The 11404-nt window shown below is 70.9% G+C and carries 10 protein-coding genes; 1 reads left to right on the top strand and 9 read right to left on the bottom strand.

The annotated features are described in order from the left end of the window. Positions 1-10 precede the first annotated feature (10 nt). Complete coding sequence (locus AB0C33_RS05375; protein ID WP_358283829.1) at positions 11-1513, top strand: MFS transporter; 1503 nt, start codon at positions 11-13, stop codon at positions 1511-1513. On the opposite strand, the gene AB0C33_RS05370 is transcribed toward AB0C33_RS05375, so the two are convergent. The 9 genes from AB0C33_RS05370 to AB0C33_RS05330 form a co-directional block, all read right to left on the bottom strand. Next, positions 1482-2720, bottom strand: a complete 1239-nt coding sequence (locus AB0C33_RS05370; RefSeq protein ID WP_358283828.1) for an MFS transporter — start codon at positions 2718-2720, stop codon at positions 1482-1484. The two genes, AB0C33_RS05375 and AB0C33_RS05370, sit on opposite strands and share 32 nt — an antisense overlap. A 213-nt stretch (positions 2721-2933) precedes the next feature. After that, positions 2934-3836 (bottom strand): serine hydrolase, encoded by a 903-nt coding sequence (locus tag AB0C33_RS05365; RefSeq protein WP_358283826.1) that lies wholly within the window; start codon positions 3834-3836, stop codon positions 2934-2936. A gap of 80 nt (positions 3837-3916) precedes the next feature. Continuing rightward, positions 3917-4861, bottom strand: coding sequence for a zinc-binding dehydrogenase (locus AB0C33_RS05360; protein WP_358283824.1), 945 nt, complete (start codon positions 4859-4861; stop codon positions 3917-3919). A gap of 38 nt (positions 4862-4899) precedes the next feature. Next, positions 4900-5793 carry an alpha/beta hydrolase gene (locus tag AB0C33_RS05355; RefSeq protein ID WP_358283822.1) on the bottom strand — a complete coding sequence of 298 codons (894 nt, stop codon included), beginning with the start codon at positions 5791-5793 and terminating at the stop codon, positions 4900-4902. A gap of 60 nt (positions 5794-5853) precedes the next feature. Continuing rightward, complete coding sequence (locus AB0C33_RS05350; protein ID WP_358283821.1) at positions 5854-7248, bottom strand: FAD-dependent oxidoreductase; 1395 nt, start codon at positions 7246-7248, stop codon at positions 5854-5856. A gap of 176 nt (positions 7249-7424) precedes the next feature. Further along, complete coding sequence (locus tag AB0C33_RS05345; protein WP_358283819.1) at positions 7425-8219, bottom strand: ABC transporter permease; 795 nt, start codon at positions 8217-8219, stop codon at positions 7425-7427. Positions 8220-8233: 14 nt separating this feature from the next. Further along, positions 8234-9085, bottom strand: coding sequence for an ABC transporter permease (locus tag AB0C33_RS05340; protein WP_358283817.1), 852 nt, complete (start codon positions 9083-9085; stop codon positions 8234-8236). A gap of 2 nt (positions 9086-9087) precedes the next feature. Beyond that, positions 9088-10281 (bottom strand): spermidine/putrescine ABC transporter substrate-binding protein, encoded by a 1194-nt coding sequence (locus AB0C33_RS05335; RefSeq protein WP_358283815.1) that lies wholly within the window; start codon positions 10279-10281, stop codon positions 9088-9090. 48 nt (positions 10282-10329) lie between these two features. Further along, a complete protein-coding gene (locus AB0C33_RS05330; RefSeq protein ID WP_358283813.1) occupies positions 10330-11397 on the bottom strand; it encodes an ABC transporter ATP-binding protein in 1068 nt (355 codons plus the stop codon). Positions 11398-11404 lie beyond the last annotated feature (7 nt).

Here is an 11404-nt window from a genome sequence, read left to right as displayed (position 1 = left end):
CGTGGACGGCATGACGCGAAAATGGGCCTGTCTGGCCATCGCCTGCCTGGCGACGCTGCTGCTCTCGGTCGATCTCACCGTGTTGCATCTGGCGCTCCCCCGGCTGGTCGCCGACCTCGGTGCGAGCTCGACGCAACTGCTCTGGATCGGCGACATGTACGGGTTCGCCCTGGCCGGGCTCCTCGTCACCATGGGCAACCTCGGGGACCGCGTGGGCCGCAAGCGGCTGCTGCTGATCGGCGCGGCCGGTTTCGGCGCCGCCTCGGTGGTGACCGCCTACGCCCCGAACCCCGAGCTGCTGATCGCCGCCAGGACGCTGCTGGGCGTGGCGGGCGCGATGATCATGCCGTCCACGCTCTCGATCGTCAGGAACGTCTTCGCCGACCCGCGTGAGCGGACCGCGGCCATCGGGATCTGGAGCGGGATGAGCGCGGCCGGGTTCGCGCTGGGGCCGGTCGTCGGCGGCGTGCTGCTGGACCATTTCTGGTGGGGGTCGGTGTTCCTGATCAACGTGCCGATCATGGCGCTGGTGCTGGTCTGCGGGTTCCTGGTGCTGCCGGAGTCGCGCGGCCCCGCCGGGCGGGTGGACGGGCCCAGCGTGGTGCTGTCCTTCGCCGGTGTCGTGACGGCCGTCTACGCGGTCAAGGAGGCCGCCCACCAGGGCTTGGTCCACGCCGACGTGCTGGGGGCGGCCGTGGTGGGCGCGGTGTGCCTGGTGCTGTTCGTCCGGCGGCAGGGCCGGCTGGCCACGCCGCTGATCGACGTACGGCTGTTCCGGCGGCGGGCCTTCAGCGCGTCCGTGGGCACGAACCTGCTGGCGATCTTCGCGTTGTCGGCCATGAACCTGCTGTTCGCCTGGTACCTGCAGCTCGTCCTGGGGTGGACCCCGCTCCAGGCCGGGCTGGCGCAGCTCCCCGGCGGTCTCAGCGGCGCGGTGGGCGGGGTGCTCGCGGCCCGGCTCATCGGCCGGCTCGGCAGGAACGGCGTGGTCGCGCTCGGCCTGGCGCTGAACGCCGGCGCGTTCGTCCGGTACGCCATGCTCGGCACCGAGCTGGACTATCTCACCCTGCTGCCGGTGATGATGATCGGCGGGCTGGGGGTCGGGCTCACCTTCACCGTGAACAACGACAACATCCTGGCCACCGCGCCCAAGGAGCGGGCGGGGGCCGCGGCCGCGGTGTCGGAGACGGCGTTCGAGCTGGGCGGGGCGCTGGGCATCGCGGTCCTGGGCACGGTGCTCAACAGCGTCTACCGCGCGAACCTGCTGGTGCCCGCCGGGGTGCCCGGCGAGGCGGCACGGGAGTCGATCGCCGGGGCCACCGCCACGGCGGCGGAGCTGCCCCCGCAGGCGGCCGGGGAGCTGATGCGCGCGGCGCGCACGGCGTTCGTGTCGGGGATGCAGGTGACGACGCTGGTCACGGCGGTCCTGCTGGCCGTGGTCGCGGTGTTCGCGCTGGCCTGGCTGCGCGGCGTGCCGAAGGTCATCCAGGAAGAGCAGCCGGTCCCTCGGTGAGCGACGGGGTCTCTGCCGCGGGCCCGGCGGGCAGCGGGCGCAGGCTGCGCACCCTGGCCAGCACGAGCAGCGCGGCCACGCCCGTCGCCGCCGGCGCGACGACGAACGCCAGGGACGCGCCGAAGTGGTCCACGAGCTGCCCGGCGACCGACGACCCGGCCGCGATGCCGAGGGCGATGCCGCCGTTCAGCCAGGTGAACGCCTCGGTGCGGACCTCCGCCGCGACCAGGCCCTCGACCAGGGTGTAGCCGGTGATCACCACGGGGGCGATCACCAGGCCGGCCAGGGCGGCGGCGACGTACATGTGGGGGACGGCTCCGGCCAGCGTGAACGCGCTGGTCGCGACCGCGAGCAGGGCCAGCCCGGCGACCAGCCGGGCGCGGGCGGAGGACCGCCAGCGGACCGCGCCGTACAGCAGGCCGCCGAGCATGCTGGCGCCGGAGAAGACGCCGTAGACGGGTCCGGCGGCGGCGGGCGCGTGCAGGGCGGTGGTGAGCGAGGTGACGCCGACCTGGAGGCTGCCGAAGACCGACCCCATGGCCAGGAAGGCGGCGGCCAGCAGCGCCACGCCGCGCCGCCGCAGCACGCCCTTGGAGGCGGCGATCCTGACCGGCACCGGCTCGGGCGCGCCCGTCCGGACGGCGGCGAAGACGACCGTGCCCACCAGGATCAGCACCAGCCCGCCGAGCAGCGCGACCACCGGCGAGTACGCCGTGGACAGCCCCACCAGCAGCACCGGGGCCAGCGTGAACGTCAGCTCGTCGGTGATCGACTCGACCGCGAACGCCGTGTTCAGCCTGCCGGTGCCGCCGAGCCGGTGCGCCCAGCGGGCCCGGACCATCGAGCCGACCTGCGGTCCAGACGCGCCGACGAGGGCGGCCATGGCGACCAGCGGCGCGAGGTGGGCGTGCGCGGCGGCCAGGGCCAGCAGGCCGCCCATGGCCAGGGCGTGCAGGGCCACCTGCGGCAGCAGCACGCGGGCCTGGCCGTACCGGTCGGCCAGGCGGCCTGTCTGGGGGCCGATGAGGGCCTGGCAGACGGCGGAGGCGGCGGCGGTGATCCCGGCCGCGCCGTAGGAGCCGGTGGACCACTGGACCAGCAGCAGGATGCCCATCTGGGTCATCGCGAACGGCACCCGGGCCAGCAGCGCGGGCACGAGGAACCGCCAGGCGCCGGGGGTGGCCAGCACGTCGAGGTAGGACTTCAAGGGTCTCCGTCCAGATCATGACGGAGTCCTCCCCCGGGGGAGCGCACCGTCGGAGGTGGGCTTCGACCGGGGTAGATACCGGCGGGTGCCGGCCGCCGAGCGGTCAATCAGTCATTTCACTCAAACGCGACAAGAGCCGATCCTATTGCAGGAAACGTGCGACTTACTTCATTCCGGCGAGGTCCGGGAGGGCGGAGGCCGGGAGGGGCGGCGTCAGGGGCCCGGGTTCCTCGGGCAGGACCGGATCGTCGTCGGCGACAGCTCGTCGAGGCGGGAGCCGATCATCCTGGCCACCCCCTCGATGGTCTCGATGCCCGCCCCCTCCCCCGGCTGCTCGTCGGTCTGCACCGCCAGCAGCAGGTCCCGCCCCGGCCCGACGACACGGCCGTAGCTGGTCACCGCCCAGGTGTTGTGGATGAACGGGCGTGGCGTCCAGCCGTTCTTCAACGCCACCCGGTCCACCGGGCGGGCGGCCGCGCTGACGCCCCACGACTGGTCCTTGACCACGCGTCCCATCAGGCCGAGCACGAGGTCGCGGTCACGGCCGGACAGGCCCTCGCCGCCCTCCACCAGCACCTGGAGCAGGCGGATGCGGTCGGCGGGGCTGGTGTTGGTGCCGCCCCAGAAGACGCCGGGCCCGGGGACGGTCTCGGTCAGGCCCATGCGCCGGTAGAACTCGCCCATCGCGCCGCCGACCCGGCCCCACAACGCGTCCGCGGCGCCGTTGTCGCTCTCGGTGATCATGCGCTCGGCCAGGTCGCGTTCCTCCTCGCCCAGGCCGCCGCGGCCGAGCACGAGCGCCGTCAGGATGTCCACCTTGACGCCGCTGGCGGTGATCATGTCGTGCTGGTGCTCGCCGCGGCCCAAGGTGATGCCGCTGTCGCGCTCCAGCATGCTGTAGGCGACCCGTCCCGGGCGTCTGGACAGGTACTGCTCGATGTCGTGCTCAAGCCGGTCGCGGGCCGCCCTCCCAGCCCTCTTGTCCGGAAATTTCAGGACGCATCGGCCGACCGTCACCGGCGCCTTCCGCACGCCGGGCACCCCGGGCAGCCGTCCGGCCGCACATCCGGCCGCGAGCCCCCAGACCACCACGACGGCCAGCCATCTCCACCACACCCGCAAACCCCCGCGATCGTCACGTCTCGGGGGTTTTGATCACCTTCTGCCCAGTGGCGTCAATGGTCACACCCTGCACGTCAGGGCAGGAGCACCACCTTTCCGACAGTTCGCCGTCCGGCCAGGTCGGCCACGGCCCGGCCGGCCTCCGCCAGCGGGTACTCGCCGCCCACCAGCGGCCTCAGCCGCCCGGCCGCGGTCAGCGCGAGCAGCTCGCCCAGCGGGGGCCCGACCATCTCCCGCCGCCCCCGCAGCGGACGCAGCCAGAACCCGAGGACGGCGAGGTTGCCCGCGGTGAGCCGCGCGACCTCGACCGGCGCGGCCTGCTCCCCCGACGACGACCCGTAGCTCACCAGCCGCCCGAAGGGGGCCAGCACGGTCAGCGCCGCGTCGAAGACCGCGCCGCCCACCGCGTCGAGCACGACGTCCACCGGCCGGTCGCCGTTGGCCTCGATGACGCGCTCGGCGTACCCGTCGGCCGCGCCGTCCACGGCGGCGTCCGCGCCGAGGTCGAGGGCGAGCGAGCGTTTGTCCTCGCTGGAGGCGGTGGCGATCACGCGTCCGGCCCCGAACACCTTGGCGAGCTGCACGGCCAGGCTGCCGACGCCGCCCGCGCCGGAGTGGACGACCACGCTCTCGCCCTCCCTGAGCCGCGCCGACGAGCGCAGCAGGTGCCAGGCGGTGAGCCCCTGCACGAGCAGCGCCAGCGCCTCCCCGGCCCGCAGCGAGCCGGGCACGACCACGACGTCGCCCTCGTCCAGGACGGCCCTGGAGGCGTAGCCGTTGGCGGTGAAGCCCATCACCCGCCGCCCCCGGGGATCGAGCCCGACGACCTCGCTGCCGGGGATGTGCGGCAGGCGGTCGGGGGCGGAGTAGTGGCCGGAGATCTGCCGCACGTCGGCGAAGTTCAGCCCCGCAGCCTCGACGTCGACCAGCACCTGGCCCGGCCCCACGACCGGGTCGGGCACCTCGGCCTCTTCGAGCACCTCCGGGCCGCCGAAGCGGGTGAACTGGATGGCACGCATGAATCCCCCCATTCCGCGCGATACCCCCAGCGTAGACGTCAGGCTCCGGAGCCTCCCGGCCGGAGGTGCTCGGCGAGGAAGTCCGCGGTGGCGTCCACGGCCTGCGACACGTACGGCTCGCGGTCGTAGAGGTCGATGTGCTGCTTGGCGTCCACCCAGACGAGCCTCTTGGGCTGGTCGAGCCGCCTGAACGCCTCCTCGGCCCCCTCCGGCGGGCAGAACCTGTCGATCACGCCGTGCACGATCAGGGCGGGCTTCGGCGACAGGAAGTCGGCGCCCATCATGTTGTCCATGGTGATCAGCTCGCGCAGCCCGGCCCGGGTCACCGCGTTCCGCCAGGAGGCGGAGGCCCCGCGCTCGGTGCCGTAGTAGGCGAACGGCTCGTCGCCCGGCATCGCGGCCTCGCCCTCCTCGGCCACGGCGGGCAGGTACTCGACCGGGCCGCCCCGGTCCTGCCGCTCCAGCACGCCGGCGAACCCGGCCAGCGCCGCCTGGTAGTCCATGCCGGACCGCATCGTGTACGGGTTGTTGTAGGCCCCGGCGATGCCCGCGAACGCCCGTACACGCGGGTCGAAGGCGGCGAACCTCAGCGCGTACCCCGCGCCCAGGCAGATGCCGACCGCGCCGATCAGGTCGCCGTCCACCTCGGGGCGCGAGCGCAGCAGCGACACCGCCGCCCGCAGGTCGGCCAGCTTGCCCTGCGGATCCTCGTGCCCGCGCGGCTCGCCGCCGGACTCGCCCCAGTTGCGGTGGTCGAAGGACAGCGTCACGTAGCCGCGCCGGGCCAGCCGTTCGGCGTACAGGCCGGTGACCTGGTCGCGCACCCCGGTGAACGGCCCGGTGAGCACCAGCCCCGGCCAGGGGCCCGTGCCCTCGGGCGTCCGCAGGTCACCGGTCAGGCGCACGCCGTCGGCGGCGAACTCGACTTTCATGGTGACAAGTGTGCGCCAGGCCCGCCGCGGGCGGGCCCGGCGCCCCCTCGGAACACCGGATCAGGAGTCGAACCCGAGGCCCATCCTGTCGAGCGTGCGCAGCCACAGGTTGCGCTTGCCCTGATGCTGGTCGGCCTGGGCGATCGACCACCGGGTGAACTGGATCACCCCCGACCGGACCGGCTCGGGCGGGAACGGCACCGGCTTCTCCTTGACCATCCGCAGCTCGGTCCGCTCGGTGGCCTCCCCCGACAGCAGGTCGAGCATCACGTTCGCGCCGAACCTGGTGGCCCCGACGCCCATGCCGGTGTAGCCCACGGCGTAGGCCAGCCGGCCGCCGTGCGCCGTGCCGTAGAAGGCGCTGAAGCGGCTGCAGGTGTCGATCACGCCGCCCCAGCGGTGCGTGAAACGCACCTGGGAGAGCTGCGGGAACGTGGTGGCGAAGTGCTCGGCCAGCTTGACGAACGTCTCGTCGCGCTGCTCGTACTCCGGCTTGACCAGGCCGCCGTTGTAGTAGACCGCGTCGTAGCCGCCCCACAGGATGCGGTTGTCGTCGGTGAGCCGGTAGTAGTGGAACTGGTTGCCCGAGTCGCCGACGCCCTGCCGGTTGTGCCAGCCCACCTCGGCGAGCTGGGCCGCGCTCAGCGGCTCGGTCATCAGGGCGTAGTCGTACACCGGGACGACGAAGTGCTTGAGCCTGCGCAGCAGGGGCGGGAAGACCCCCGTGCCCAGCGCCACCCGGCGGCCCACGACCGACCCGTACGGGGTGCGCAGGGTGATCGTCGTGCCGTCGTCGCGCAGCGAACGCACCGGGCTGCGCTCGAAGACCCGTACGCCGAGCCGCAGGCACGCCTCGCGCAACCCCCAGGCCAGCCGCGCCGGGTCCAGCATGGCGCAGCCGCTGCGTTCCCACAGGCCGCCCAGGTAGGTCGGCGAGTTGACCTCGGCCCGCACCTGCCGCTCGTCCATCGGCACGTAGTCGAGGCCGAGCTCGGAGATCAGGTCCAGGTGTTCGCCCAGCGAGTCGAGCTGCCACGGCTCGGTGGCCACGTGCAGCTCTCCGGTGCGCTCGAAGGAGCAGTCGATGCCGTGCCGCTCCAGCGTGCGCTCGATCTCGTCGAGGTTGTCCACGCCCATGCGTTCGAGGCGGCCGATGTCCTCCGGCCACCGTTCCAGGCCGTTGGCCAGGCCATGGGTGAGGGTCGCCATGCAGAACCCGCCGTTGCGGCCGGTCGCCGCCCAGCCGATCCTGCGCCCTTCGAGCAGGACCACGTCCAGCGAAGGGTCACGTTCCTTGGCCATCAGGGCCGTCCAGAGCCCCGAGAAGCCTCCTCCGACGACGACCAGGTCGGCGTCGGTGTTTCCGATGAGCCGCGCGCGCGGCTCGGGTCTGGCCGGGCTGTCCAGCCAGTACGGCTTGCGCTCCGCGTCAGCCAGCGCCTTCAGCGGATCCACAAATCCCACTTCCCTACGAAAGTCTTAGTTGTTCTTTGTTGATTGCGGGATCCAAAAGCATGATGTGATCACGCGCGGGTTCCCCCCGCCGAAATCCGATCTCGCCTCCCTGTTCTTGGTCGGAATACACCAATCCCCCCGCCGGATCGCGGGGGGAAAGCCTGTTGGAGCAGATCCTAGGCGCGGCGTCTGGCGGCCACGGCGTTCGCCACGGCGATCAGCACACCGATCCCGAAGATGAGCGTACCCATCACGTTGACCTGCGGTGGAATGCCGGTCTTCACCGCACCCACGATCCACAGGGGGAAGGTGACGGTCGAGCCGTTGACGAAGCTCGTCACCACGTAGTCGTCGATCGACAGCGCGAAGGAGAGCATCGCGCCCGCGAGCACGCCCGGCATGATCGAGGGCAGCGTCACCTGCCGGAACGTGCCCCAGGCGGTCGCGCCGAGGTCCTTGGCCGCCTCCTCCAGCGACGGGTCGAGCGTGATGACCCGCGCCCTGACCGTCACCACGACGAAGGAGAGCGAGAACAGCACGTGCGCGACGATGATCGTGTTGCCGTCGCGCGGCACGTTGCCCGAGACGAACAGCGACAGCAGCGAGGCCCCCATCACCAGCTCCGGCGTGGAGATGGCGGCGAAGACCAGGAAGTTCGTGGCGCTGAGGCCGCGGAAGCGGTGCCGGCCGACGGCCAGGCCCAGCATCGTCCCGATGACGACCGTGATGACGGTGCTGACCAGGGCGATCACGATGGAGTTGCGCAGCGCCGTGGTCAGGTCGGAGATCTCGAAGAGCTCGCCGTACCACTTGAGGGTGAAGCCCTGCCAGCTCGTGTTCGACTTGCTCTTCTTGTCGTTGAAGCCGAACAGGATCATGACGGCGATCGGCGACGACAGCCACAGGATGATCAGCCAGGTGTAGACGTGCAGCAGGCGGTCGCCGAACCTGCCCCGCGTGCCCCTGCTCATTGCTCGCTCACCGCTCATCGCGCCGCCGCCTCCAGGACGTTCTCGGTGCCGAGCGCGCGGGCGTAGACGAAGATGCCCACCAGCAGGATCGCCATCAGCGTGAACGACAGCGCCGAGGCGGTCGGGTAGTCGAGGTTGGTCAGGTACTCGGTCTGGATGATGTTGCCGATCATGGTGTTGGCCGTGCCGCCGAGGATCTGCGCGTTGACCGGGTCGGCCGTCGCGGGCACGAACGTCATCAGCACGCCGGCGAAGACGCCGGGCAGCGACAGCGGCAGCACCACCCGGCGGAAGGCCCCGGCGCGGGTGGCGTACAGGTCCTGGGCCGCCTCCACCACCCGCGGGTCCACCCGCTCCAGGGCCACGTAGATCGGCAGGATCATGAACGGCAGGAAGTTGTAGGTGAGCCCGCCCACCACGGCCACGGTCGTGGCCAGCACGTGGAAGCCCTCCGGCAGCAGCCCCCAGCCCTTCAGCGTCCCGAACAGGATGCCGTTGTCGGCCAGCAGGAAGTTCCACGAGATCGTCCGCAGCACGAACGACACGAAGAACGGCAGCAGCAGCAGGAACAGGTACACCGACTTGCGGCTGCCGCCCTTGAAGGCGATCCAGTACGCCACCGGGTACCCGATCACCAGCATGGCCACCGTGGCCAGGCCGCCGTACAGGAGCGAGCGCAGCAGCTGGTCGCTGTACCTGCCGAGCGCGTCGGCGTAGTTGGAGAAGCTGAACGTCATCGCGTAGCCGTCGATGGCGTTGCCCGTCTGGAGCGAGACCGACGCCATCGCCACCATGGGCACGACCAGGAAGATCGCCAGCCACAGCCAGCTCGGCAGGGCGAGCAGGTAGGGGGTGAGCCGTTTCATGGCTATGCCTGGGTGATCGACTGGAAGATGGAGTTGAACACCTGCTCCTGCTGGGTGGTCAGCGTGGTGTAGGTGCGCAGCTTGGCGTAGTCGGCCTCCGAGGGGAACATGAGCGAGCTGTCCACCATGTCCTCCAGGGCCTTCTTGTCCTCGCCCTTGGCCGTCGTGGCCTTCTCGCGCAGGAGGTCCTGCACGGCCGGGACCGGGGTGACGAACTGGATGAACTCATCCAGTTCGGCGGCCACCGCGGGCTGGTACAGGTAGTCCATGAGGGTGAGCGCGTCCACGGGGTTGGCCGCGCCCTTGGGGATGAGCATGTTGTCGGTCCAGATCGTGCCGCCCTCCGCCGGCACCACGAACTTGACCGGCTCGCCGGCGAGCTGCCGCTGGAAGATGTCGCCCGACCAGGCCATGGTCAGCCAGACGTCGCCCTTGGAGACCGCGTCGATGTAGCTCTGGTCGTAATATTTCCGGACGATTCCCGCGTCGCGCTGCTGCTTGAGCTTCTCCCCGGCCTTCTTCCAGTCGGCCTCGGTCGACTTCTCCGGATCGACGCCCAGCGCGAACATCCCGAAGTTGCCGATCTCCTGCGCGTCGGCCATCATCCCGACCCGGCCCTTGTACTTGGGGTCGAACAGGGCCTCGATGCTGGTGATGTCGTCCTTGACGTACTTGGTGTTGTACGCGATGCCGGTCACGCCCGAGGAGTAGGGCATCGTGTACTGGTTGCCCGGGTCGTAGGCGCGTTCCTTGTACTTGTCACCGGCGTTGGCCAGGAAGTTCGGCATCCGGCTGTGGTCGAGCGGCACGATGTAGCCGAGCTCGACCATGTGCTGGAGCTGCACGCCGTTGGTCATCACGATGATGTCGTAGCCGAGCGACTGGCCGGCGCGGAGCACGGGGTCGGCCTTGCCGAAGAACTCCGCGTTCTCCTGGATGACCTCCTTGTACTCCACGGAGATCCCGGTCGTCTGGGTGAACTTCTTCAGCGGGGCCTGGTCCTCGGGCATGTACTCGGGCCAGTTGGCGAAGACGAGCTTGCCGTGCTTGCTCTGCTTGGACCAGTAGTCCTGGACGGCGTCGGCCTTCGGAGGGGCGGCCTTCTGGCCCTGCACGCCACAGGCGGCGAGCGCGAGGCCGGCGGCGGACAGGCCGGTGACACGGAAGAAGTCGCGGCGGGTGCGGGGCTGGGTCATGCCCCTCAGGAGGGCGGGGGTGATCTGGCGGGGGTTCATGGGGTGCTATCAACTTCCAATCACATAAGAGTGCTGCGCCTCCCACGACAGCCACACGGAGTCGCCCCGCTCCGCGGTCGCCGTCGCGTCGTGCGCGTTCTGCTCGAAAACGGTCATCTCGGCCCCGTCGGCGAGCTGCACCGCGTAGCTGTTGGAGGTGCCCAGGTAGACCATCTCCGTGACGGTCCCGGGGACGGCGCTCAGCCCGGGTCCCGGCTCGTCCGCGCAGATCGTGATCTTCTCGGGGCGGACGGTCACCGTCACGTCGCCCTCGTGGCCCGGCACCAGCACCCGGCCGCCGCCGATCGCCAGCACCCCGCCGGTCACCGTCCCGGTGATCAGGTTGGAGGTGCCGATGAACCCCGCCACGAACGCGGTGGCCGGCCGTTCGTAGATCTCCCGCGGGCTCGCCAGCTGCTCGACCAGCCCGTCGTTCATCACGGCGATCCTGTCGCTCATGGTCAGAGCCTCGTTCTGGTCGTGCGTCACGTACACGAACGTGATGCCGACCTCGCGCTGGATGCGCTTGAGCTCGATCTGCATGGCCTGGCGCAGCTTGAGGTCGAGCGCGCCGAGGGGCTCGTCGAGCAGCAGCGCCCGCGGCCGGTTGACCAGCGCGCGGGCCAGCGCCACGCGCTGCTGCTGGCCGCCGGACATCTCGCGCGGCCGGCGCTTCTCCCGGCCGGTCAGGTCGACGATCTCCAGCATCTCGCCGACCCGCCGCCGGATCTCCTCCGGCGGCGTCTTGCGCTGCTTCAGGCCGAACGCCACGTTGTCCCACACGCTCATGTGCGGGAACAGGGCGTAGGACTGGAAGACCATGTTGACGTCGCGCTTGTTCGGCGGGACGTCGGTGACGTCCTTGCCGTGCAGCCTCACGAGCCCCTTGGTGGGCTCCTCGAAGCCGGCGATCATCCTCATGGTCGTGGTCTTGCCGCATCCGGACGGGCCGAGGAGGGAGAAGAACTCCCCCTCGGCGATGTCCAGCGACACACCCTTGACCGCCTGGACGACCTCGCCGTGCGAGAGGTACTCCTTGACGACGTCCTCAAGCTGAATCGCGGATAGCTCGGTCATGTCCAGG

Origin of the sequence: Nonomuraea sp. NPDC048881 (assembly GCF_040649795.1) — a bacterium.
Taxonomy (GTDB): Bacteria; Actinomycetota; Actinomycetes; order Streptosporangiales; family Streptosporangiaceae; genus Nonomuraea.
Note: the sequence above shows the minus strand (reverse complement) of the source record. Positions and strands in the feature narration are given on the sequence as shown.

Bases quoted from the DNA above. Each gene is read 5' to 3' on its own strand.
- AB0C33_RS05340 (WP_358283817.1), bottom strand. From the start codon at position 9,085: ATGAAACGGCTCACCCCCTACCTGCTCGCCCTGCCGAGCTGGCTGTGG.
- AB0C33_RS05375 (WP_358283829.1), top strand. From the start codon at position 11: ATGACGCGAAAATGGGCCTGTCTGGCCATCGCCTGCCTGGCGACGCTG.
- AB0C33_RS05360 (WP_358283824.1), bottom strand. From the start codon at position 4,861: ATGCGTGCCATCCAGTTCACCCGCTTCGGCGGCCCGGAGGTGCTCGAA.
- AB0C33_RS05330 (WP_358283813.1), bottom strand. From the start codon at position 11,397: ATGACCGAGCTATCCGCGATTCAGCTTGAGGACGTCGTCAAGGAGTAC.
- AB0C33_RS05355 (WP_358283822.1), bottom strand. From the start codon at position 5,793: ATGAAAGTCGAGTTCGCCGCCGACGGCGTGCGCCTGACCGGTGACCTG.
- AB0C33_RS05335 (WP_358283815.1), bottom strand. From the start codon at position 10,281: ATGACCCAGCCCCGCACCCGCCGCGACTTCTTCCGTGTCACCGGCCTG.
- AB0C33_RS05345 (WP_358283819.1), bottom strand. From the start codon at position 8,219: ATGAGCAGGGGCACGCGGGGCAGGTTCGGCGACCGCCTGCTGCACGTC.